Below are 22,600 nucleotides of genomic sequence, written 5' to 3'. Positions count from 1 at the left end.
AGGCGGCGCGGCCCGTCGGGACGTCAAACTCTTTGTGATTCAGTCCAGTTGACGGTCAATCGGGTGCGCGCACCCCCCGCGACACCGTGAGGCGGGAGGCCGCCCAGAACAGCGCGAGCGTCGCCAGGGCGAGCGAGGCGACGAGGGCGGCACCGCCCACGACCTTCTCGTAGTCGCGCTGGTAGAGGCCGTCGATGATGTACCGGCCGAGGCCGCCGAGCCCGACGTACGCGGCGATGGTGGCGGTGGAGATGATCTGGACGGCCGCCGTGCGCAGCCCGGAGAGGATCAGCGGGAGCGCGACCGGCACCTCGACCCGGAACAGCACCCGGGCCTCGGACATCCCCATGCCCCGGGCGGCGTCCACCGGGGAGGGGTCGAGGGTGCGCACCGCCTCGTAGGTGGTGACCAGGATCGGCGGTACGGCGAGCACCACCAGCGGGATCATCACCGGCACCAGCCCCAGCCCGATCCAGAGGACCATCAGCACCAGCAGCCCGAAGCTGGGCAGCGCCCGCCCCGCGGTGGCGATCAGCGCGAGCGCGTTGCCGCCCCGGCCGTAGTGCCCGGTGACCAGGCCGACGGGCAGCCCGATCACGGCGGCGAGCAGCAGCGCCACCAGCGAGTAGGTGACGTGCTCGGCGAGCCGGGCCGGTATGCCGTCGTAGCCGTGCCAGTGGGCGCCGTCGCCGAAGAAGGCGCGCGCGAGGTTCAGTGCGTTCACCGGGCGGCGCCCTTCCGCGGCATCCAGGGGATCAGCAGGCGGCGGACGAGGACCAGCAGGGCGTCGGCGAGGATGCCCAGCACCGCCGTGGTCAGTACGGAGTTAACGGCGAGGAGGGGCAGGTGGTAGGTGTTGGCGTCGTAGAGCATGTTGCCCAGCGCGCCCTGGTTGCCGATGAGCATGCCGACGCTGACCAGGGACAGGCTGGAGATGACCGCCACCCTGAGGCCGGCGATGATCGCCGGGGCGGCGATGGGGAGTTGGACCTGGAGATAGCGGCGCAGCGGGCCGAAGCCCATCGCCTCGGCGGCGGCCAGCGTCTCCCGCGGCACCGAGCGGACGCCGTCCACGATGCCGGGGACCAGCACCACCAGGCTGTAGACCCCGAGAGGGACCATCACCGTGGTCTCGCTCTGCCCGAAGTAGTCGATGAGGACGACGAAGAAGGCGAGCGAGGGGACGGAGTAGAGCACGGTGGTGAGACCGAGCACGGGCGGGTAGACCCAGCGGAACCGGACGCACAGCTGGGCGAGCGGCAGCGCGATGACCAGCCCGGCCAGCACCGGGATCAGCGCCTCGCGCAGATGCAGGCCGACGAGGCCGGCATAGCTGTACTGGAGGTCGCTCGGCAGATCGAAGAAGCCGTTCATCGGACGGCCTTCGCATCGGCGCCCGCCCGGCCGTGGGCGGCGCGGATCGCCTCCCCGATGACCTGCTGCGATACGACACCCATCGCGCGCCCCTCGCCGTCCACCGCGACCGCCCACCCGGTCGGCGACAGCACGGCCCCGTCGAGGGCGGAGCGCAGCGAGTCGGTGCCGGGCCTGAACGGCCGCCCGTAATCGAGGAGTTGGTTTCGCTCCAGGGGGCGGCCGGGCTCGGCCCAGCCCAGCGGTCTCCCGTCGGCGTCGGTGACCAGGAGGTAGGGAGCGTCGGCTCCGGCGGCGAGCCGCTCGGCGTCCGCGTCCAGCGGGACGAGCGGCGCGGTCTCCAACGGCAGCCCGGCGGACGGGAAGAAGGACAGCCTGCGGATACCGCGGTCCGCGCCGAGGAAGTCCTCCACGAACGCGTCGGCGGGCGCGCTGAGCAGTTCGGCGGGCGGGGCGAACTGGGCCAGCCGGCCGCCCTCGCGCAGCACGGCGACCATGGTGCCCAGTTTGATCGCCTCGTCGATGTCGTGCGTGACGAAGACGATGGTCTTGCCCAACTCGTCCTGGATACGGAGTAGTTCGTCCTGAAGCCCCTTGCGGACCATGGGGTCGACGGCGGAGAACGGCTCGTCCATGAGGAGCACCGGCGGATCGGCGGCGAGCGCGCGGGCCACGCCGACCCGCTGCTGCTGGCCGCCGGAGAGCTGGTACGGATAGCGCCGCGCGAGCGAGGCGTCGAGGCCGACCCGCTCCATCAGCTCCGCGGCCCGGCCGCGCGCCTTCTGCTTGCTCCAGCCGAGCAGCCGGGGCACGGTGGCGATGTTGTCGAGGACGGTGCGGTGCTGGAACAGACCGGCGTTCTGGATGACGTAACCCATCGACCGCCGCAGGGAGTTGACCGGCTGCCGCCGGATGTCCACGCCGTCCAGGAGGATGCCGCCCTCAGTGGGCTCCACCATCCGGTTGATCATCCGCAGGGTCGTCGTCTTGCCGCAGCCGGAGGGCCCGACGAGGACGGTGATCGCGCGGTCCGGTATGTCCAGCGACAGCCGGTCGACCGCGACCGTGCCGTCGTCGTACCGCTTCGTGACTGCATCTATCCGTATCAAAACGCCGAACACCCCCGGGTTTGACAGCTGTCCGCCCGCCCACGGCCCGCCGGTCCACGACACGCGGGCCGTTGCCGCGAGAGTCTAGACGGCGAACCCCCCGGTGTTCCGGCGGCAGTTGCCGGGCGTGTCAACCGCCGGCGAGCGCGACGGGCTAGACGAGGACCAGGTCGGGGTCGGTAACCGTTCGCCTCCGTCTCGGCGTCATCGAGCGGATCGATGTCGGTCAGGCCGTCGCCGACGTCGCCGAGCGCATGACCGACCAGCCGGCGCGCGAGTTCTTCGGGTCGGGGCGTGCCGCACGGCACGCTTCGAGCGGGCGTCGGCGAGGCCCGCCCCGATCCGCCCGAGCCATCCGTCCGAGTCGACGACGCTCTCCACCGCCTCGGCCGGCAGCCGCATCGCCTCCCGGGCCAGGGTGATCGCGTCGGCGGCCCGGCCGGAGCCGCTCGGCGCGCCGATCGCGGATGCGGGTCCGGACGGCGGCGAGGTCCCCGCGCACGCTCGCGGCGCCGCCAGTTCCAGGCGGCGCCGCGACTACCGGTCCTCGCCGATCAGTTGCCCCAGCGCAGCGAACAACTCGTCCTTGGCCAGGCTCTCCCGCCTGCGGAAGTGCGGTGGTCAGCCCTCGTCCGGCTCCAGTCGCAGCGAGATCGAGTTGATGCAGTACCGCTGGTCGGTCGGGGTCGGATACCCCTCGCCCTCGAAGACATGGCCGAGGTGCGAGCCGCAGCGGGCGCAGCGCACCTCGGTGCGGACCATTCCGTGGGAGCGGTCCTCGATCAGCTCCACGGCGTCGGTGTCCTTCGGGTCGTAGAAGGACGGCCAGCCGCAGTGGGAGGCGAACTTGGTGGCCGAGGTGAACAGCTCGGCCCCGCAGGCGCGGCAGGAGTAGACGCCCTTGGTCGTGGTGTCCGTGTACTCACCGGTGAACGCGGGCTCGGTCCCGGCCTGGCGGAGCACCGCGTACTCCTTCGGGCTCAGCTCCGCGCGCCACTGCTCGTCCGGCTTCTCGATGTCGTACGACATGGGTCTCAGCCCCTTACTGCTGCGACAGGCGGTCCAGGATCAGCGGGCCCAGGTCGGTCACGTCGCCCGCGCCCATGGTGAGAACGAGATCACCCGGCCTCGCCATTCCCGCGATCACGGCCGGGATCTCCGCCTTGTCGTGCACCGCGGTGACGTCGGCGCCCGCGGCGCGCGCGGCCTCGATGATCAGCTCGCTGGTCACGCCCGGGATCGGGTCCTCGCGAGCCGGGTAGATGTCCAGGACCACCGAGGCATCGGCGAGCGCGAGGGCCTGGCCCATCTCCTTGCCCAGCTCCTGGGTGCGGGAGAACAGGTGCGGCTGGAAGACGACCAGGATCCGGGCGTCGCCGGCGGCGGCCCGCATGGCCTCCAGGTCGGCGGTCATCTCGGTGGGGTGGTGGGCGTAGGAGTCGATCACCTGCACCCCGGCGGCCTCACCCTTGAGCTGGAGGCGCCGCTTGACCCCGGTGTACGCGGCGAGCGCGGGCGCCAGCTCGGTGGCCGGGATGCCGAGCGCGGCGCCGGCGGCGAGCGCGGCGACGGCGTTCAGGGCGTAGTGGCGGCCGGGCACGGAGACCGTGAAGGTCAGCTCCTCGCCGTCGATCACCGCGGTGACCAGGCTCTTCAGCCCCTGCGGCACGATGGCGAGCACTCGGACGTCGGCGTCCGCGGCCTCGCCGTACGTCACCGTCCTCACGGACTGGGCGAGGCGTCGGGTCAGCTCGCGCGCGCCCTCGTGGTCGGCGGAGATCACCAGGGTGCCGCCGGGCACGATCTTCCCGGCGAAGGTCTCGAAGGACTCGTAGATCTCGTCCATCGAGGCGTAGTTGGCGTGGTGGTCCAGCTCGACGTTGAGGATGATGGCGACCTCGGGCGCGTACGTGTGGAAGCTGCGGTCCGATTCGTCCGCCTCGGCGACGAAGATGTCGCCCTCGCCGTGCAGCGCGTTGGAGCCGGGCGCGTCCAGGTCGCCGCCGATGGCGTACGACGGCTTCAGGCCCAGCTCGCCGAGCGAGACCGCCAGCATCGAGGTGGTGGTGGTCTTGCCGTGCGTACCGGCCACGGCGATCGGGCGCAGCCCCGTCATCAGCGCGGCCAGCGCGTCCGAGCGGTGCACGACCGGGACGCCCAGCTCGGCGGCGCGGGCCAGCTCCGGGTTGTCCTGGCGGATCGCCGACGACACGACGACGCAGCTGGCGTCGTCTGCGAGGTGCTCGGCGGCGTGCCCGAGGTGCACGGTGACCCCGAGCGCCCGCAGCGCCTGCGCGGTCGCCGAGTCCTTGGCGTCGCTGCCGGCCACCTTCGCCCCGCGCTGGGCGAGGATCTTCGCGATCCCCGACATCCCGGCGCCGCCGATGCCGATGAAGTGCGGTCGGTCCATGGCGGCAGGAAGGCCGGGTGCCATGCGTTTCTCCCCAGAGACGGTACGAGCTTGAGCAGGCCCTAGCCTATGCGCTCGGCCCCCGCCCTCGGTGAAGCCCCTACGCCTTGCTGTGGGAGAACAGCTTCAGCACCGGCACTCCCACCTTGTGCCGCGCCCGCGAGGCCCAGTCCCGGTGGAAGAACTCCTCCACGTAGTGCGGATCGGTGAGCACGATCACCTCGTCCGCCCCCACCTCCGCCACCATCGCCTTCAGCGCGTCCAGCGGATGGTCCTCCACCAGCCGCCCGTCCGCCACGCTGCCCGACGCCCGCAGGGCGGTCAGGGAAACGTCCAGGGCCTGCCGGCCGACGCTCCGCGCGTCCTCGCCCTCCGGCGTCTCGCGCTCGCGCACCGCCTCGTCCAGCTCGCCGAGCGCGATGTCGTCGATGGCCCGCAGCAGGCGGTCCGCCTGGTCGCCGCGCGGCTGGAGAAGCACATGGAAGGCGACCGGCTCGTCGCCGTGCAACGTGGTGACGAACTCGACGTCCGCGGACGTCAGCGCCTTCTCGATCATCAGAACGCTTGTGAACACCAAACGCCTCTTCTCCTCCGGGGGCCACGGCCAGGCCCCTGCGGAAACCATCCTTCCCCGTGCCTGCACGGGTACTGCGGGTTCAAGTGTGCCCGCCGAAAGGCGACCGGAACGGTACATTCCGCCATTTTCAGGGCCGACGGTAACGACCGAACAGAAAACCGTCCTCCTCCAGGAGGGACACGAGTTCGAACCGGCGCGGCACGGCCACCGACGGCCCCCCGGCGATGCGCTGCGCGTCCCCCGCGGTGAGCGTCGGCGACAGGGTCAGGCACAGCTCGTCCAGCACCTCGGCGGCGATCAGCTGGCCGAGCAGCCGGGGCCCGCCCTCGGTGAGCAGCCGGGTGTGCCCGAGCCCCGCGAGAGCCCGCACCGCACGCTCGGGTTCGACGCCCATGCCCTCCCCGGCGACGACCACCCGGGCGCCGGCCCGCTCGGCCGCGGCGACCCGCTCGGGCGCGGCCGCGGCCCCGGTCAGGACCAGGGTGGGCACGAGGGGCGAGGTGAACAGCGGGAGCGAGAAGTCCAGGTCGAGGCTCGCGGTGACGACCGCGATCGCCGGGGCAGGGCCCTGGCCGGCCGCCTTGCGCGCCGCGGCGAACTCCGCCCGCGCGCGAGCGGGGCGGTACCCCTCCTGCCGTACCGTTTCTGCGCCGACGACCACGACATCCGCGAGCGCCCGCAGCGTGCCGAAGATCCGCATGTCGGTGGCGCTGGAGATGGGCTGGGAGTGGCCGTCGTGCTGGGCGGCACCGTCGAGGGAGGACACCATGTTGCCGCGCAGCCAGGGCCCCCGTGCCGGGTAGGCGTAGGCGGCGGCCAGCTCCGCGAGGCTCCACTCGTGGTCGGCGGTCAACCGGGCGAGGCCCCCGTCGCGCTCGGCGGCCGGCCGCGCGAAGCCCTCGTCGCGGCCCGCGGTCACGGCGGCGTCCCCGCCCCCGCCGGAGGCCTGGGCTGGTGTTTCGTAGGTCACAGGGAACAGGCGTCGCATGTCGTGCAGTGTGACACGGCGCTTAGCATGGGTAACCGTGTCGTCCTCCACCACCGCCCCCGGATCCAGCGCCCTGACCGAAGCGGGCCCCCTCTCCCTCTGCGAGCGCGAGCCGCACGTCCCCGCGGACCGGCTGGTCGCCGAGATGGTGCCGCCGCCGCGCTTCGACTCGGTGCGCTTCTCGACCTACATACCGGACCCGAACCAGCCCAGCCAGAGCGAGGCCGTCACGGTCCTGGAGGGCTTCGCCGCCGGGCTCGGCGGGGCGCACGCCTCCGGCGCGGGCCGGCGCGGCTTCCTCGGCTTCGGCCGCGCGAAGGCGCCCAAGACCCCGGCGGGCCCCCGCGGCGTCTACCTCGACGGCGGCTACGGCGTCGGCAAGACCCACCTGCTCGCCTCCCTGTGGCACGCCACCCCCGCCGAGCCCTCCCGCAAGGCGTTCGGCACCTTCGTGGAGCTGACCAACCTGGTCGGCGCCCTCGGCTTCCAGCAGACCGTGCAGACCCTGTCCGAGCACCGGCTGCTGTGCATCGACGAGTTCGAGCTGGACGACCCGGGCGACACGGTGCTGGTCTCGACACTGCTCGGCAAACTGGTCGAGGCCGGTGTGGCGCTCGCCGCCACCTCCAACACGCTGCCCGGCAAGCTGGGCGAGGGCCGGTTCGCGGCCGCCGACTTCCTGCGCGAGATCCAGGGCCTGTCCGCCCACTTCCGCGCCCTGCGCATCGACGGCGAGGACTACCGCCACCGGGGCCTGCCCGAGGCCCCGGCGCCCTTCACCGACGAGCAGGTGGCCAAGGCGGCGTACGCCACCGAGGGCGCCTCCCTGGACGACTTCCCGCATCTGCTGGAGCACCTGGCCAAGGTGCACCCGAGCCGGTACGGCGCGCTGACCGACGGCCTGACCGCGGTCTGCCTCACCGATGTGCGCCCGGTGCCGGACCAGTCGACGGCGCTGCGCCTGGTGGTGCTCGCCGACCGGCTCTACGACCGCGAGGTCCCGGTCCTGGCGTCCGGACTGCCGTTCGACAAGCTGTTCAGCGAGGAGATGCTGAAGGGCGGCTACCGCAAGAAGTACTTCCGTGCGATATCCCGCCTCACCGCGCTCGCCCGGGACGCGAAGGGGCTCGTCGGCTCCTGACCGCGGGGCCCCGCCCCGGGCCCCCGGCAGTGCCTCCGACCGGGCTTGCCCTATCCCCCCAACGGGTGAATCACCTCCCATGGCGGGCTTTGCCACGCTAACGTCTTTCTTGACCTTCCGTTGACCAATGGTTGGCTCGCACGAGAGGCGTGAACCCCTATGCAGCCCCTCATCGACAACGCCCGCAACTTCGGACACCGCCCTGAGGAGTTCGCCCGGCTCGCCGACGGCCAGTCTCCGCAGGTCCTGTTCATCACCTGTTCCGACTCCCGGGTCGTCCCGGCCCTGATCACCGGCGCCGGCCCCGGCGAGCTCTTCGAGCTGCGCACGGCGGGCAACATCGTGCCGCCGCACACCTCCACCCACCCCACCAGCGAGGCGGCCACCATCGAGTACGCGGTGGAGGTGCTCGGCGTCCGCGACATCGTGGTCTGCGGCCACTCGCACTGCGGCGCCGTCGGCGCCCTGGTGCGCGGCGACGACCTGACCGCCGTACCGGCCGTGCGCGACTGGCTGGCGCATGCCGCGCCGCGCCCCTCCGGCGCGCCCGAGGACCCGGAGGTCGCCGAGGGCGTGCAGAGCCATGTGCTGACCCAGTTGCTGCGGCTGCGCTCGTATCCGTGCGTGGAGCGGGGACTCACGGAGGGCCGCCTCGGGCTGCACGGCTGGTACTACGAGGTGCACACCGGCGCGGTGCGGGCCCACCGGGCCGACACCGACACCTTCGAGTCGCTCTGAGCCGGAGCCGCCCCTTCGAGGTGCCCCTCCGGGTTAGGTCAAAAGTGGCATATCGTTGCATAGACAGATGAAACGGGCCTCTGTGGGGAGGTCGTCATGGTCCAGGAGCTGGTGGGGGCGATCGTCGCGCTGTTCTGCGTCGCCCTCGTGTACACGGGGATGGCGGCCCGCGTGATCAAGCAGTACGAACGCGGGGTGCTGTTCCGGCTCGGCCGGGTGGCCGACGACGTGCGGCCACCGGGGTTCACAATGATCATTCCCTTCGTGGACCGGCTGGCCAAGGTCAACATGCAGATCGTCACGCTGCCGATCCCCGCCCAGGAGGGCATCACCCGTGACAACGTCACCGTGCGGGTGGACGCGGTCGTCTACTTCCGGGTGGTCGACGCGACGAGCGCGCTGGTGAAGGTGGAGGACTACAAGTTCGCCGTCTCACAGATGGCGCAGACCTCGCTGCGGTCGATCATCGGCAAGAGCGACCTGGACGATCTGCTCTCCAACCGCGAGAAGCTCAACCAGGGCCTGGAGCTGATGATCGACAGTCCGGCCGTGGGCTGGGGCATCCAGGTCGACCGGGTCGAGATCAAGGACGTCTCGCTGCCCGACACGATGAAGCGGTCCATGGCCCGCCAGGCCGAGGCCGACCGGGAGCGCCGGGCCCGGATCATCAACGCCGACGCCGAGCTTCAGGCCTCCAAGAAGCTCGCCGAGGCCGCCCAGCAGATGTCCGGCACCCCGGCCGCGCTCCAACTGCGGCTGCTCCAGACCGTGATGGCGGTGTCGGCCGAGAAGAACTCCACGCTGGTCCTGCCGATCCCGGTGGAACTGCTGCACTTCCTGGAGCGGGGCAACCGGGGGGACGCGCCGGCCGACGACGCGCGCCCGGAGCGGGACCGGGAGCCGCGACAGAAGCCGGACCAGAGCCCCACGGAGATCGCCCCTCGGGAGTTCACCTCGAACGGCGACCGCGCGCCGGGCCCGGACGTGAACGGCGCACCGGCCCCGGACCTGGAGATCGGCCACCAGACCCTCGCGCCGAACCCCGGCGGAGGCCCCCGCCCGGACTAACGTGCCGGACATGAACAAGAGTGTGGCGATCGCGGCGGCCCTCCTGACCACCGTCACGGGCTGCGCGGGCGGCACCGCCAGGACGACCGGCGCCGCCTCCCCCATCACCATGACGACCACCACCCCCGCCGCCCCTCACCGGATCACCGTGACGAGCACGGCCTACCCCGACGGCGGCACCGTCCCCCGCCGCTTCACCTGCGACGGCGAGGACGTCTCGCCGCCGCTCGCCCTCTCCGGGGTCCCCGCGGGCACGGACTCCCTGGCCGTGACGGTGCGCGACCTCGACGCCCCGGGCGCCCCGTTCACCCACTGGCTGATCTGGGGCATCGACGCGGGCACCCGCCGCCTGTCCGCCGGGGAGCGTCCCCGGGGCGCCGCCGAGGGCCGCAACAGCTTCGGCAGGACCGGCTACAACGGCCCCTGCCCGCCACGCGGCGACCGCCCGCACCGCTACGTCCTCACGGTCTACGCCACCGACCGCCGACCGCCCCTCTCCCCCGGCGCCTCCCCCGACGACCTCCGGCGCGCGCTGTCCGGCCACACCCTCGCCACGGGCACGCTGACGGGCCGCTACGGTCACTGAGCGGACCGGGCCGGCGACTCCGGCACCGGCCGACGCTCCGTCGAAGGACGCCTACCCGGAAGGACGCCCGTGGCGAAGAAGGATCTACGGCGACTGCTGCGCCTCCCACCGGGCGAGAGCGTCGACCTGTCGGCCCACGACCCGGCCGCCACCCCCGCCGCCCCGGGCGACAAGCACACCTCGCTCGCCGACGCCGAGCGCATGGGCGAGGAGCTGGCCGGGCTCCAGGAGCGGCTGTGGGCGGCGAGCACCGCGGGCGACCGGCGCCGGGTGCTGCTGGTGCTCCAGGGGATGGACACCAGCGGCAAGGGCGGCACGGTCAAGCATGTGATCGGCCATCTCAACCCCTCCGGCTGCCGTATCCACGCCTTCAAGGCACCCACCGGCGAGGAGCTGCGCCACGACTTCCTGTGGCGGGTGCGCCGGGCGCTCCCCGAGCCCGGCGAGATCGGCATCTTCGACCGCTCGCACTACGAGGACGTGCTGGTGGCCCGCGTCCGGCACCTGGTCCCGCCCGACGTGATCGGCAGCCGCTACGGCAAGATCAACGACTTCGAGCGCGCCCTCGCCGAGGACGGCGTGACGCTCGTCAAGTGCTTCCTCCACCTGTCCTACGACGAGCAGCGCCGCCGGCTGCTGCGCCGCCTGGACCGCCCCGACAAGCGCTGGAAGTTCGCCCCCTCGGACATCGACGAGCGCGCCCTGTGGCCCGCCTACCAGGAGGCGTACGAACTGGCCCTCGAACACTGCGCCGAACCGGCCTGGTACGTGATCCCCGCCGACCACAAGTGGTACCGGAACTGGGCCGTCGGCCGCCTCCTCCTGGAACACCTCCGCGAGCTGGACCCGCGCTACCCGGAGTCCCGATTCGATCTGGCCGAGTGCCGGGAGCGGCTGCTGAAGGAGACGTGAGCCGGTCCCGGCCGGGGGTACCCGGCGGACATGCGCAAGGTCACCGAGTCGTACTGGCTGGGCACCGCCCCGGGTCCCGCCCACCCCGCCCTGACCGAGGACACCGAGGCCGACGTGGCCGTCATCGGCGCCGGGATGGCGGGGCTGAGCACCGCGTACGAGCTGGCCCGGTCCGGGCTGGGGGTGGTGGTGCTGGAGGCCGGCCGGGTGGCGGCCGGGGTCACCGGCTACACCACCGCCAAGCTGACCGCCCAGCACACCCTGGTCTACGACCGGCTGCGGCGCACCCGCGGGCCCGAGGGGGCGCGGCTGTACGCCCGTTCGCAGACGGAGGCGATCGAGCACGCGGCGCGTCTGGTGGCCGAGTTGGGCATCGACTGCGAGTGGGAGACCCGCGACGCGTACACCTACGTCCGCGACCGGGAGCGCGTGGCCGAGGTGGAGGCGGAGGCGCGGGCCGCGCGGGAGGCGGGCCTGGACGCCTCGTTCACCACGGAGACCGGGCTGCCGTTCCCGGTCGCCGGCGCGGTGCGGGTGACCGGGCAGGCGCAGTACCACCCGGTGAAATACCTGCGGGCGCTCACCGAGGACCTGCTCGCGCGCGGCGGCCGGGTGTACGAGGGGACGCGCGTCGTCGGCCTGGACGAGGGCGGCACCTCGGGACCGTGCCGGCTGACGACCGAGACGGGCCGCACCGTCACCGCCCGGGACGTCGTCGTGGCCACCCATTACCCGATCTTCGACCGCGCGCTGCTCTTCGCCCGGCTGCATCCGCGCCGCGAACTGGTCGTCGCCGGGCCGCTGGGCGAGGGCCCCGATCCCGAGGGCATGTACATCACGCCCGAGGAGAACACCCGCTCGGTGCGCACCGCGCCGTACGACGGCGGGCGGCTGCTCGTCGTCACCGGGGAGCACTTCACGCCGGGCACCGGCGATCCGGGCGCAGGATTCGACAGGCTCGCCGCGTGGGCCGAGCAGCACTTCCCCGGGGTGCGGCTCGACCACGCGTGGGCCACTCAGGACAACGACGCCACCGACACCGTGCCGCTGGTCGGCCCGCTGCACCCGGCCGCCCGGCACACGTACGTGGCCACGGGCTTCGGCGGCTGGGGGCTCAGCGGCGGCATCATGGCCGGACTGCTGCTGACCGCGCTGATCACCGGCCGGGACAGCCCGTGGCGGGAGTTGTACGACCCCCGGCGACTGAAGTCGGTGGTGCGCGAGGCGTCCGCGCTGCTGAAGACGCAGGCGGAGGTGGCCCGGCACTTCGTCGGCGACCGGCTGAAGCCGCCGGCCGACCTCGACGCCCTGGAACCGGGCGACGGCGCCCTGGTCAAGGCCGGGGAGCAACGGCTCGCCGTACACCGCGACGACGCGGGCGCGCTGCACGCCGTGTCGGCCCGCTGCACCCATCTGGGCTGCCTGGTCGCCTTCAACCGCGCCGAACGCGCCTGGGAGTGCCCCTGCCACGGCTCCCGCTTCGACGTCGACGGCCGCGTCCTCCAGGGACCCGCGGTCCGGCCGTTGGAGCAACGGGACGTCGAGTGCGCCCCGAGCACGGCACCGGACGACGCCGAGCAGGACGCCGAGTGACGGTGGAGCGGACGCCGGGGTGACGCCCGTACCCCCGGCCAGGCCGCCGCGCGGGTGACCGTATCGTCGCGCCATAGGACATATCGCCACACAAACCATCAATCAGTCCTACGTTCGTACGGTGATCCCACTAGCACGCCGTATTACCGCCGTCTGCGCCCTGGGCGCGGCTCTCGCCGCCTGCGGGACCACGGACCCCGCACGCAGCACCCGTCCGGCCCCGGCCAGGTCCCCCGCCTCCGCCTCCCTTTCCGCCACCCGGCCGCCCGTGCTCGCCCCGGGCCCCGGCGGTCTCACCCCGGTCTTCGAGCACGGCCCGCGCGATCGGGGCAAGACCGTGGCGTTCACCTTCGACGCCGACATGACCGCCGACGAGGGCCCACGCGCCGCCGCCGGCGAGCACTTCGACAACCCCGGTCTGATCGGCGCCCTGCACACACTGAAGGTGCCCGCGACCATCTTCATGACCGGCCGCTGGGCCGAGCAGTACCCGGACGAGGCGCGCAGCCTCGGGGGCGACCCGCAGTTCGAGGTCGCCAACCACTCCTACAGCCACTACGCGTTCACCCCGAGCTGCTACGGGCTGCCGACCGTCGACACCGCCCATATGCGCTCGGACGTCGAGCGCGCGTACACCGCGTTCCGCAAGGCGGGCCTGCGCAACGCGCTGCCGTACTTCCGCTTCCCCGGCGGCTGTTACGACCAGCGGTCGCTGCGCGCGCTCAGCGGGCTCGGGATGACCGCGATCCAGTGGGACGTGGTGAGCGGGGACGCGTTCGCGACGGACGCCGACGCGGTGGCCAAGCAGGTGCTGGACGGGGTGCAACCCGGCTCGGTGGTCATCATGCACTGCACCCGCAGCGCCGCCCCCACCACCGAGCAGGTCGTGCGCACCGTCGTACCGGAACTGCGCAAGCGCGGCTACACGTTCGTGAAGGTCTCCCAGCTGATCGGCGAGAGCCGGGGCCACCGCTGACGCTCAGGGCGTTCTGCGGGCGGTGAGCGCGCAGGCCGCGGCGAAGGCCGCGGCGGCGAGCAGGGCCGCCCCGCCCAGCGGCAGCAGCGGAACCGGCACCCGGCCGGACTGCGAACCGGTGACCAGGCCGCTGACCGCGGCCTGCGCCGGGGAGCCCACGAGCACCGTCGCCAGCAGCGCGCCCAGCAGCATCGCGGGCACCGCGCGGCCGGGGGTGCGCAGCAGCGGCCAGTGGGTGAGCGCGCCGACGGCCGTGCCGAGCAGCGCGCAGGTGAGCACGGCGGACAGTCCGGCCGCGCCGGCGTCCAGGCGCGGCACCCGGAATCGGGCGCCGTTGCTCGCCGGGGCGCTGATCAGGGTGACGACGAGGGTCGCCGCCGTACCGAGGACAGCCGCCGCGACGAGCGCCGTCAGCAGACAGGCCAGGTGCGCCCGGCCGGGCCCGTGCGGCGCGGCCACGACGGCGCGGGCGGCGGGCGGTTCGCCGGTGACACAGATCCGCACGAGCCAGGCGGCGACCGGCAGCAGCCCGGCGGCCGTGTACCCGAGCGAGTCCAGCACCGGCTGACCGCTCTGCACCCCCACCCCGAGGAACGCGGCGTACAGGATCACCGGCGCCAGCCAGCGCTGGGAGCGCAGCAGCAGTTCGGCGTGGTAACGCAGGAGTGCGGTCATGCCCGGCTCCCGGGGTCGAGGGGTGGTACGACGCTGACGACATGCCACGGCGGGTCGGCCGCGAGCAGGGTGCGCAGCAGGACGTCGGATCGGGCGGCGGGGACGGTCAGCCGGTGGCGTCCGGGGCCGGTCTGCTCGGCGGCGGTGACGAGCCGCGCCGCCTCGGGCGGCACCGGCCCGACGCCTTGCACGACCACGGCGGCGAGCGGCCCGACGACCGGACCGCCGCCGTCCGTACAGGGCTTGAGCCCGCCGTCGACCACGGCGTACGTCGCGTCCGGCGCCCCCGCCAGCCGTCGCGGGTCGTGGTCCACGAAGACGACGGCGCCGCCCGCGGCGGTCCGCTCGGCGACCGCGCGTTCCAGTTCGTCGCGCGCGTCCGCGTCGAGCCCGGTCCATGCCTCGTCCAGGACGAGCAGCTCGGGGTCGGCGAGCAGCGCCTGCGCGACGGCTATCTTCTGGCTGCCGCCCTTGGACAGCCGGGCCATCGGCGTGCCGGCGTACGCGGCCGCGCCGAACCGCTCCAGCCAGGTCCCGGCGGCGCGGGCGGCGGACGCGCGGGACAGGCCGTGGACGGTGCCGAGCCGGGTCAGGTAGCCGGCGGCCGTGAAGGGCAGCGCGGACGGGAACCGCTCCGGCACGTACGCCGTGCGGGGCCGGCCGGTGATCCGGCCCTCGGTGGGCGCGTCGAGCCGGGCGAGCAGGCGCAGCAGGGTCGACTTGCCGGTGCCGTTCGCCCCCTCCACACGGGTCAGGGTGCCGGGGGCGATGGCGAGGTCGACGCCTCGTAACACCCAGGGGCCGCGGACGCCGTAGCGACGGCCCACGGCGGTCAGGCGCAGGTCACGGTGCATGGGGCCATTCTTGTGCAGCGCACCGGCCGCGCGGGGCCGGTCCCCGCGATGCGGGACGCGCGTTGATCGCCGGGCTGCCGGCTTCGTAGGGTGGTCTGCCGTGAGTGATTCCCCGATCCCCGCCGACAGCCCCCGCGACGAGGCCCCCCAGTTCGTGCTGCCCCTCGTCGTCCGTATCGAGCGCGACGCGCCGCCCGCCCGTACCGACGCGCTGGAGACGTCCGCGCGGGCGGTCCTGACACTGCTCGGCGACGAGCGGGCGCTCGGCGACGGCGAGTGGGCCGAGGCGGTGCGGAACTGGGAGGACGCCCGGATCCGCAAGGTGGTCCGGCGGGCCCGGGGCGCGGAGTGGCGGCGCGCCGGGACGCTGCCCGGCATCACGGTGACCGGCAAGTCCGCGGAGGTACGGGTCTTCCCGCCGATCCCCCTGGACGGCTGGCCCAAGGACCTGGCCAGGCTCCAGGTCTCCGGCACCGACCTGGACGACCCCGAGCCGCCCCTCGACGCCGACCGCGCCGGGCCCGTGCTGTGGCTCAACCCGGGGCTGGCGATGTCGGCCGGCAAGGCCATGGCCCAGACCGGGCACGGCGCCCAACTGGCCTGGTGGGCCCTGCCCGAGGAGTCCCGCACCGCCTGGCGGGACGCCGGCTACCCCCTCTCCGTCCGCACCGCCACCCCCGCGGAGTGGACCCGGCTCACCCACAGCGGCCTGCCGCTGGTCCGCGACGCGGGTTTCACGGAGATCGCGCCGGGTTCGTGCACGGTGGTCGCGGATCATCCGGCGCTGCGCCGGAGCGGACCGCTGAGCTAGGTCCTGCCCGGCAGTCCACCGGTGGACCCGTGATCACCGCCGCGGCGCTGAGGGCGCCGCGGACGACGCGGGCGCGCAAGAGGCCGCGACCGCCGTCCATCTGCGCCGCTCCCGGATGGGGGTGGCTTCCCGGTACGGTGCGCGGCCGATGAGCCGCTCCGCCCGGCCGGCCCCGCCGGTCGGCGCGTGCCGCAGTGCGACATCTTCTTGTCTTCTGTGTAACGGCGGTGTGTCCCGCTGCCCGTGGGACCCGGCCGACCCCCGCCGGCCCGGGCATCCGGGGTTCCGCAACTTCCCCGAGCCGAAGCGAACTTGAGGGGCATCACGGTCCCGCGACGTGACCGCGGCCCTCGGGCGCACCCGCCCCTGGGGCCGATACCCGAGGGCCGCCCCGCGAAAGTCGCCGCTAGCGGAGTCACGAACCCAGGTGTTTACTGAGGCATCCCAATCGGCCTATTCCAGTAGACGTCTGGAAGGTGCTTCAGCATGCCATCGACCTCAGGACCGGCTTCCTCCGGCCGGCGCACCCTACTCAAGACCGTTCTCGCCGGGGCGAGCGTGCTGTCGGCCTCGGCGCTCCTGGAGGCGTGCGGGGCCCAGCCGTCCGGGAAGGCGTCCGCCGGCGCGGCCGCGACCGCCGGCGCGGACACCGGCAAGCAGATCGCCCTCCTGCGAGTGGCCCTGCCCGGCTCGCTCTCCAACCTGTATCCGGGTCAGGAGTCCGGCATCCTCAACTACATCGTGGCCGGCATCTGCATGGAGGGCCTGTTCGGCGTCGATCCGTCCGGGCAGCTCGTGCCCGGCCTGGCGACCAAGGTCCGCAAGGCAGGCGCCAAGCGGTACGTCTACACGATCCGGTCAAACGCGAGGTTCCAGGACGGCAGCCCGGTCACCGTGGCGGACATCCTCTACTCCATCGAGCGGGCCCGGGACACCGCGGCCTCCCCGAGCACCGCCGCCTACTGGGCGGACCTCGACACCGCCGAGCAGACCGGCGACCACGAGATCACCCTCACCAGCAAGAGCGGCGACGAGTCCTTCGTCTGGCTCCCCTCCAACGCCGACGCCCTGTGGATCCTCCCCAAGAGCACCTGGCAGAAGGCCGAGGGCAGGATCGGCACGGCCTCCGCGCTGCCGCTGGGCTCCGGCCCGTACAAGGTCACCGACTTCGCCCCCGACTCGCACGTGGAGTTGGAGCGGGTGGACACCTGGTGGGGCACCGCCCCGAAGGCCGCCAGGATCCGGTTCGACTTCATCCCCGACGACAACACCCGGCTACTGGCCTGGAAGGCCGGCAAGGCGGACCTCGCGCTCAACGTACCGCCGGCCGCCTTCCGCCAGTGGGAGAGCGCCCCGCGCACCCGGGTCGTCTACAGCCCGGACCGCTCCTACGTCGGACTGACCTTCAACACCAGCGTCAAACCGTTCGACGACGCGCACGTGCGCAAGGCCATCGCCCACGCCGTCGACCGGCAGGCGATCGTCCGGGACATCCTGCGCGGCCACGGGGCAGTCGCCACCGCGCTGTCCACCCCCGAGCAGTTCGGTGGCCTGTGGAGCTCCGCCGAGGCCACCCGGCGGCTGGCGGCGGTCCCGCAGTACGACTACAGCCTGGACGAGGCCCGGCGGGAACTGGCCGAGTCTTCCGTGCCCAAGGGCTTCACCACGAGCATCTCCTACCCCGACACCGGCCCGCAGCTGGGCACCGCCGCGCTGGCGCTGGCCGCCGACCTGAAGAAGATCGGCATCACCCTGCACGTCGAGGAACTCCCCATCGAGCAGTGGCTCTCCCGGCTCGGCACCCACCCGGGCCTCGGCTACATGTGGTACTTCAACACCACCGGCGACCCCGGTGAGCTGGCCTCCTGGCTGCTCGGCGCGGACAACCCCGCCCGGTACGCCAACCGCCGGGTCACCACCCTGCTCACCGAAGCCGGAACCGAGTCGGACCCGGCGAAGCGCGCCGAGCTGCTCATCCAGGCGCAGAGCGCCCAGGCCGCAGACGTCGCCTACGCGCCGCTGTGGTGGGGCCGGTCCGCCGTCGCGCTGACCGACGCGGTGGGGTTGAAGGACTACACCTCCTACACCCTGCTGGGTGAGTGGCCGAGCCGGGTGTACGCGGCGAAATGACCCGGCAGATCCTCGTCTTCCTCGTCCGCCGCCTGGGCATGACGGTGCTGCTGCTGCTCGCACTGTCGCTGCTGGTGTACGGGTTGATGTTCCTTGCGCCCGGGGACATCGCCCGCAACCTGCTGGGCACGAGGAACGCCACACCTCAGGCGCTCGAACAGGTCCGGGCGCAGTACCACCTGGACAAGCCCTTCCTGTGGCAGTACACGCACTGGCTGTCGCACGCGCTCACCGGTGACTTCGGCACCTCCATCCGCACCGGTGCGCCGGTCGGCCGGATGATGCGCGAGCGCCTGGGTCTGACGGCGGCGGTCTCCGGTCTCGCCTTCCTGCTGTCGGTGCTGGCCGCGGTCCCCGCCGGGGTGGTCGCGGCGCTGCACCGCGGTGAATGGCTGGACCGGGGGCTGGTGGGCTGGTCCGTGGTCGGGATCAGCGCCCCCGGGTTCGCGGTGGGCCTGATCCTGCTGTACGTGTTCGCGGTGGGCCTGGGCTGGTTCCCGGTCTACGGGACCGGCTCCGGGTTCCTCGACAGCCTGTGGCACCTGGTCCTGCCCGCGGTCACCCTCGCCCTGGGCCTCGGAGCCTTCGTGGTGAAGCTGACCCGGGCGGCGGTGGCCCGCGAGCTGGACGAGGATTACGTGGTCTTCGCCCGCAGCCGGGGCCTGGGACGCGCCAGGGTACTGGGGATCGTGCTGCGCAACGCCGCCGTCCCCGTCCTCACGAGCCTCGCGCTGATGGTCGGCTACCTGTTCGGCGGCACCCTGCTGGCCGAGGTGACCTTCGCGCTGCCCGGCCTGGGCGCGCTCCTGGAGCAGTCGGTCCTGTTCAAGGACTTCCCGGTGGTGCAGGCACTGACCGTGGTGGTGGCCGTGTTGATCTCGCTGACCGCGCTGCTGGCCGACCTCGCCTATCTGACGGTCGACCCGCGCATACGCAACCGGATGGCGCGGTGAGGAGGATGGTGAGGACGACAAGAACCCGATGGCCGCTGGCCCCCGCCCTCTCGGCCCTGCTGCTGGTGGCCGCCGCGCTGTGCGCGGCGGCTGGCACCCTGATCGCCCCGCACGCACTGGACCAGGACCTCTACACCGGTGTGGTGGGCGCCGGGGTGGACGGCCATCTCCTCGGCACGGACCAGCTGGGGCGCGACATCCTGCAACTGTCGGTCGCCGGGGCACGTTCGGCGCTGGTCGGCCCGGTGCTGGTGGCCTGCGGCTCCATGCTGCTCGGCGCCTGGCTCGGCATGATCGCCGGCTACCACGGCGGAGTGCTGGACGCGCTCGTCGGCCGCTACACCGATCTGGTGCTGGCGCTCCCCGCGGTGCTGCTCGCCGTGGTGGTGGCCGGGCTGCTGGGTGGCGGCTACTGGGTCACCGTCGCCGTTCTGACGGTGCTGTTCTCGCCCTCGGACGTCCGCCTGGTCAGAGCCGCCGTACTGGAGCAGACCACCCGCCCGTACATCGACTCGGCGCGGCTGCTGGGCATCAGGCCCGGACGGATCATGATCCGGCACATCCTGCCCAACATCGTGCCCACCGTCGTCGCCAACGTGCTGCTCAACGTGGCCTTCGCCCTGGTCGCGCTGTCCTCGCTGTCCTACCTCGGGCTCGGTGCGCCCCCGGGCGCGCCGGACTGGGGCAGACAACTGGCCGACGGCCGTGACCTGCTCGGCGACAACCCGCTCGCCTCGATCGTCCCGGGAGTACTCATCATCCTCACCGCGACCGCCGTCAACCTGCTCGGCGACTGGGTCTTCGAGCGTCTGGACCGTACGGTGGCGGTCCGATGAACGCGCCGCTGCTGCGCGTCCGCGGCCTGCGGGTCACCGGCCCGCAGGGCACCATCGTCACCGATGTGGACCTCAGCCTGGAACACGGCGGCACGCTGGGCGTCGTCGGCGAGTCCGGCTCCGGGAAGTCGCTCGCCGTGAAGGCGCTCAGCGGCCTGCTGCCGCGCGGCCTGCACGCCACCGGCGAGATCGAACTGGACGGCGAACCGCTGGACCCCGACGGCTCGGCGCCGCAGTGGAGGCGGATCCGCGGCTCCCGGATCGTCACCCTGCCGCAGGATCCGTTCACCTCCCTCTCCCCGCTCCACCGCTGTGGAACACAGATCGGCTGGGCGGTGACCGACCGGCACCGCCGCGCCCAGCGGGTGGCCGAACTGCTGGCCGAGGTCGGGCTGCCCGCCGAGGTGGCCCGCCGCCACCCCTTCGAACTCTCCGGAGGGATGCGCCAGCGGGTGGCCATCGCCGCCGCCCTTGCGGGCGACCCCCAGCTGCTCATCGCCGACGAGCCGACCACGGCCCTGGACGTGAGCACCCAGGCCGAGGTGCTGGACCTGATCGCCCGCTTGCAGCGCGTCCGGCGGATGGGCGTCGTCCTCATCACCCATGACCTCGCCGTGGCCCGCAGCCGCGCCGACCAGATCATGGTGATGTACGCCGGGCGCGTGCTGGAGAGAGGTCCGGGCAGCGAGGTCCTGGAGCGGCCCGCACACCCCTATACGGCACGGCTGGCCGCCTGCGACCCGCCGCTGGACCTGCGGCTGGCGTCGCTGCCGGCCATCCCCGGATCGGTGCCGCCGCCGCACACCGTGGGCGTCGAGTGCTCCTTCGCGGCGCGCTGCGCCCTGACCGTCGACGCCTGCCGCACCACCGTGCCCCGGGCGGTCGAGGTGCGCCCCGGCCATCTGGCGGCCTGCCTGCGGATCGGGCAGGCCGACCCGCGGCCGCCGGTCGCCGAGGCACCCGAGCACGGCAGTGCGCGGGAGGGGGCTGCCCCGGCACTGACCGTCCGCGGTCTCGCGAAGCGCTTCCGGGGCGCCCCGCACCCGGCGCTGGACGGGGTCGACCTGACGGTACGCCAGGGCGAGGCGGTCGCCGTGGTCGGCGAATCCGGCTCCGGCAAGACCACGCTGGCGCGCTGCATCGTGGGCCTGGAGCGGCCCGACGAGGGCACCGTCGAGATTCCCGGCCTCCCGGCCGGACCTCAGCGGATACAGATCGTGTTCCAGGATCCGTACTCCGCGCTCAACCCCGGCCTCACCATCGGTGCCTGCCTGCGTGAGGCACTGGCCGTCGCCGGGCGGCCGGCCTCGGATGTGGCCGAACTGCTCGCCCTCGTCGGGCTGCCCGCCGACCACGCCCGCCGCCGGCCCCGCGCGCTGTCCGGCGGGGAGCGGCAGCGGGTGGCCATCGCACGGGCACTCGCCCCGCGCCCCAAGGTCCTGATCTGCGACGAGTCGGTGTCCGCGCTGGACGTCTCGGTGCAGGCCGGGGTGCTCAACCTGCTGTCCAGGCTGCGCCGCGAACTGGGGCTGTCCCTGGTCTTCATCACCCACGACCTGGCCGTGGCCCGGCAGGTCGGGGACCGGGTGCACGTCATGTACCGGGGGCGTGTGGTGGAGAGCGGCCCGGCGCACACCGTGCTGTCCGCCCCCACCCATCCGTACACCCGGCGTCTGCTGGCCTGTCGGCCCGCCGCCCGTTAGCCGCGGCGGAAGCCGGGCCACGCCTGGCATACCGAGCGAGAAAGAGGAAGAACCCGTGTCTGTGCACGTCGACGTACTACCGGTGACCGGCGATGTGGCCGACGTCGCCGACGGGCTCGGCGCCCTGCCCGAGGAACTGCTGCGGCGCTGGAGCCGGCGCGGCGGTGTCCAGGTCGCCACCCTGGCCACCGCCAGGATCGACGGCGAACTGGTGGGAGCCGCCTTCGAGGTACACCGCCCGCTGACCACGTACCGGAAGATCGTCGACGTCTGGGCGCCGGAACCCCTCACCGAGCGGCTGCTGGTCGAGACCCTGGAGCAGCGGGCCTGGCGCGAGGGTGCCGTCGTGGTCAAGCGCGAGTTCCGTGCCCGGGACGACGCCTGGCAGCGCTCGCTGGACTCCGGCTGGGCGGAGGCGCCGACCCCCCGCTGGGCCGGACCGGTGGCCGGACCGCACCAGCCCGGAACCGTCTTCGGCCAGGTGCGCCACCGCGGCGGAGCCCCTCGCCGGACGGTGCCCTACATGCGGCAGACCACCGACTTCACCTGCGGGCCGGTGGCCTTGCAGATGGGCCTGTCCGCGCTCGGGCTGCTCGCGCAGCCCACCCGGGAGGAGGAGCTGCGGCTGTGGCGCCGGGCCACCACCGCCGGCGGCTGCGACCCGCTGGGCCTCGCCCTGGCGGCGGCCGACCGCGGCGCGGTCCCCCAGGTGCTGTTGTCCACCGAACGGCCCGTCCTGCTGGAACTGTGCCGCGACGACGAGGACCGGGATCTGCGCGCCTTCGTCCAGCGGGGCTTCCGCGCGGAGGCCGCCGAGCGCGGCCTGAGCGTACGCACCGAGACCTTCGACCTGGACACCCTGCGCGCGGCACTCGCCGACGGCGCCCTCGCGCTGGTCCTGGTCGAGCAGTTCGGCATGCACGACGAGAGCTGTCCGCACTGGATCGTGGTGCACGACGTGGACGGGGACACCTTCTACGCCAACGATCCGTGGACCGACGCGCACCTGGGCGAGACCTACCTGGACGCGCACGACCTCCCGCTGCCCGCGGCAACCCTGGACCGGCTGGCCTGGTACGGAAAGCCCAGCTACCGGGGCCTGCTGCTGCTGCGCGGCGAGGGCGTGGGCCACTGAGGCACGGGGCACCGGCACCGGGCGGCCCTCA

The 22,600-nt window shown here is 73.1% G+C and carries 22 protein-coding genes; 13 read left to right on the top strand and 9 right to left on the bottom strand.

What is annotated here, in order from left to right; all coding sequences use genetic code 11:
- Positions 1-55: 55 nt before the first annotated feature.
- From ACWDD7_RS03210 to ACWDD7_RS03180, 7 genes are all read right to left on the bottom strand, one after another.
- The gene (locus ACWDD7_RS03210) at positions 56-724 is read right to left on the bottom strand and encodes an ABC transporter permease (protein ID WP_351877880.1); all 669 of its coding nucleotides are present in this window, start codon (positions 722-724) and stop codon (positions 56-58) included.
- Complete coding sequence (locus tag ACWDD7_RS03205) at positions 721-1,374, bottom strand: ABC transporter permease (protein WP_450456002.1); 654 nt, start codon at positions 1,372-1,374, stop codon at positions 721-723. The genes ACWDD7_RS03210 and ACWDD7_RS03205 overlap by 4 nt, the downstream gene beginning before the upstream one ends.
- Entirely contained in the window at positions 1,371-2,483 is a 1,113-nt protein-coding gene (locus ACWDD7_RS03200) for an ABC transporter ATP-binding protein (RefSeq protein WP_450456000.1), read from the bottom strand. The genes ACWDD7_RS03205 and ACWDD7_RS03200 overlap by 4 nt, the downstream gene beginning before the upstream one ends.
- Before the next feature lie 621 nt (positions 2,484-3,104).
- Entirely contained in the window at positions 3,105-3,512 is a 408-nt protein-coding gene (gene msrB, locus ACWDD7_RS03195) for a peptide-methionine (R)-S-oxide reductase MsrB (RefSeq protein ID WP_351877874.1), read from the bottom strand.
- A gap of 13 nt (positions 3,513-3,525) precedes the next feature.
- Positions 3,526-4,917, bottom strand: a complete 1,392-nt coding sequence (gene murC, locus ACWDD7_RS03190) for a UDP-N-acetylmuramate--L-alanine ligase (RefSeq protein WP_450455997.1) — start codon at positions 4,915-4,917, stop codon at positions 3,526-3,528.
- A 76-nt stretch (positions 4,918-4,993) separates the two neighbouring features.
- A complete protein-coding gene (locus tag ACWDD7_RS03185) occupies positions 4,994-5,467 on the bottom strand; it encodes an indole-3-glycerol phosphate synthase (protein WP_351877870.1) in 474 nt (157 codons plus the stop codon).
- Between the two features lie 130 nt (positions 5,468-5,597).
- Positions 5,598-6,458: a pyrimidine reductase family protein gene (locus tag ACWDD7_RS03180; protein ID WP_450455995.1), complete on the bottom strand. Its 861-nt coding sequence runs from the start codon at positions 6,456-6,458 to the stop codon at positions 5,598-5,600.
- 37 nt (positions 6,459-6,495) lie between these two features.
- Here ACWDD7_RS03180 and zapE point away from each other — a divergent pair, with 37 nt between their 5' ends.
- The 7 genes from zapE to ACWDD7_RS03145 all read left to right on the top strand — a co-directional run bounded on the left by zapE (position 6,496) and on the right by ACWDD7_RS03145 (position 13,472).
- Entirely contained in the window at positions 6,496-7,599 is a 1,104-nt protein-coding gene (gene zapE / locus ACWDD7_RS03175; RefSeq protein WP_392211753.1) for a cell division protein ZapE, read from the top strand.
- A gap of 159 nt (positions 7,600-7,758) precedes the next feature.
- Positions 7,759-8,337, top strand: a complete 579-nt coding sequence (locus tag ACWDD7_RS03170) for a carbonic anhydrase (protein WP_450455992.1) — start codon at positions 7,759-7,761, stop codon at positions 8,335-8,337.
- A gap of 96 nt (positions 8,338-8,433) precedes the next feature.
- Positions 8,434-9,405, top strand: a complete 972-nt coding sequence (locus tag ACWDD7_RS03165; protein ID WP_450455990.1) for a slipin family protein — start codon at positions 8,434-8,436, stop codon at positions 9,403-9,405.
- A 10-nt stretch (positions 9,406-9,415) separates the two neighbouring features.
- Positions 9,416-9,991 carry a YbhB/YbcL family Raf kinase inhibitor-like protein gene (locus tag ACWDD7_RS03160; RefSeq protein ID WP_450455988.1) on the top strand — a complete coding sequence of 192 codons (576 nt, stop codon included), beginning with the start codon at positions 9,416-9,418 and terminating at the stop codon, positions 9,989-9,991.
- Between the two features lie 69 nt (positions 9,992-10,060).
- A complete protein-coding gene (locus tag ACWDD7_RS03155) occupies positions 10,061-10,903 on the top strand; it encodes a PPK2 family polyphosphate kinase (protein WP_450455986.1) in 843 nt (280 codons plus the stop codon).
- Between the two features lie 30 nt (positions 10,904-10,933).
- Entirely contained in the window at positions 10,934-12,496 is a 1,563-nt protein-coding gene (locus ACWDD7_RS03150; RefSeq protein WP_450455984.1) for an FAD-dependent oxidoreductase, read from the top strand.
- Between the two features lie 121 nt (positions 12,497-12,617).
- Complete coding sequence (locus tag ACWDD7_RS03145) at positions 12,618-13,472, top strand: polysaccharide deacetylase family protein (protein WP_450455982.1); 855 nt, start codon at positions 12,618-12,620, stop codon at positions 13,470-13,472.
- A 3-nt stretch (positions 13,473-13,475) separates the two neighbouring features.
- On the opposite strand, the gene ACWDD7_RS03140 is transcribed toward ACWDD7_RS03145, so the two are convergent.
- Both ACWDD7_RS03140 and ACWDD7_RS03135 read right to left on the bottom strand, forming a co-directional pair.
- Positions 13,476-14,147, bottom strand: a complete 672-nt coding sequence (locus ACWDD7_RS03140) for an ABC transporter (RefSeq protein ID WP_450455980.1) — start codon at positions 14,145-14,147, stop codon at positions 13,476-13,478.
- Positions 14,144-15,001: an ABC transporter ATP-binding protein gene (locus ACWDD7_RS03135; RefSeq protein ID WP_450455978.1), complete on the bottom strand. Its 858-nt coding sequence runs from the start codon at positions 14,999-15,001 to the stop codon at positions 14,144-14,146. Before ACWDD7_RS03135 ends, ACWDD7_RS03140 begins: the two co-directional genes overlap by 4 nt.
- A 100-nt stretch (positions 15,002-15,101) precedes the next feature.
- Here ACWDD7_RS03135 and ACWDD7_RS03130 point away from each other — a divergent pair, with 100 nt between their 5' ends.
- From ACWDD7_RS03130 to ACWDD7_RS03105, 6 genes are all read left to right on the top strand, one after another.
- Positions 15,102-15,812: a peptidyl-tRNA hydrolase gene (locus ACWDD7_RS03130; protein WP_450455976.1), complete on the top strand. Its 711-nt coding sequence runs from the start codon at positions 15,102-15,104 to the stop codon at positions 15,810-15,812.
- 486 nt (positions 15,813-16,298) lie between these two features.
- Complete coding sequence (locus ACWDD7_RS03125) at positions 16,299-17,942, top strand: ABC transporter substrate-binding protein (protein WP_450455974.1); 1,644 nt, start codon at positions 16,299-16,301, stop codon at positions 17,940-17,942.
- Positions 17,939-18,895: an ABC transporter permease gene (locus ACWDD7_RS03120; RefSeq protein WP_351880711.1), complete on the top strand. Its 957-nt coding sequence runs from the start codon at positions 17,939-17,941 to the stop codon at positions 18,893-18,895. Before ACWDD7_RS03125 ends, ACWDD7_RS03120 begins: the two co-directional genes overlap by 4 nt.
- A gap of 5 nt (positions 18,896-18,900) precedes the next feature.
- Entirely contained in the window at positions 18,901-19,731 is an 831-nt protein-coding gene (locus ACWDD7_RS03115) for an ABC transporter permease (protein ID WP_351880713.1), read from the top strand.
- Positions 19,728-21,434: an ABC transporter ATP-binding protein gene (locus tag ACWDD7_RS03110; RefSeq protein WP_351880716.1), complete on the top strand. Its 1,707-nt coding sequence runs from the start codon at positions 19,728-19,730 to the stop codon at positions 21,432-21,434. Before ACWDD7_RS03115 ends, ACWDD7_RS03110 begins: the two co-directional genes overlap by 4 nt.
- Positions 21,435-21,489: 55 nt before the next feature.
- Positions 21,490-22,569, top strand: a complete 1,080-nt coding sequence (locus ACWDD7_RS03105) for a peptidase C39 family protein (RefSeq protein ID WP_450455971.1) — start codon at positions 21,490-21,492, stop codon at positions 22,567-22,569.
- Positions 22,570-22,600 lie beyond the last annotated feature (31 nt).

Source organism: Streptomyces sp. NPDC001056 (assembly GCF_053598955.1).
The sequence above is the reverse complement of the archived record's forward strand: the minus strand, read 5'-3'. Positions and strand labels throughout refer to the sequence as shown.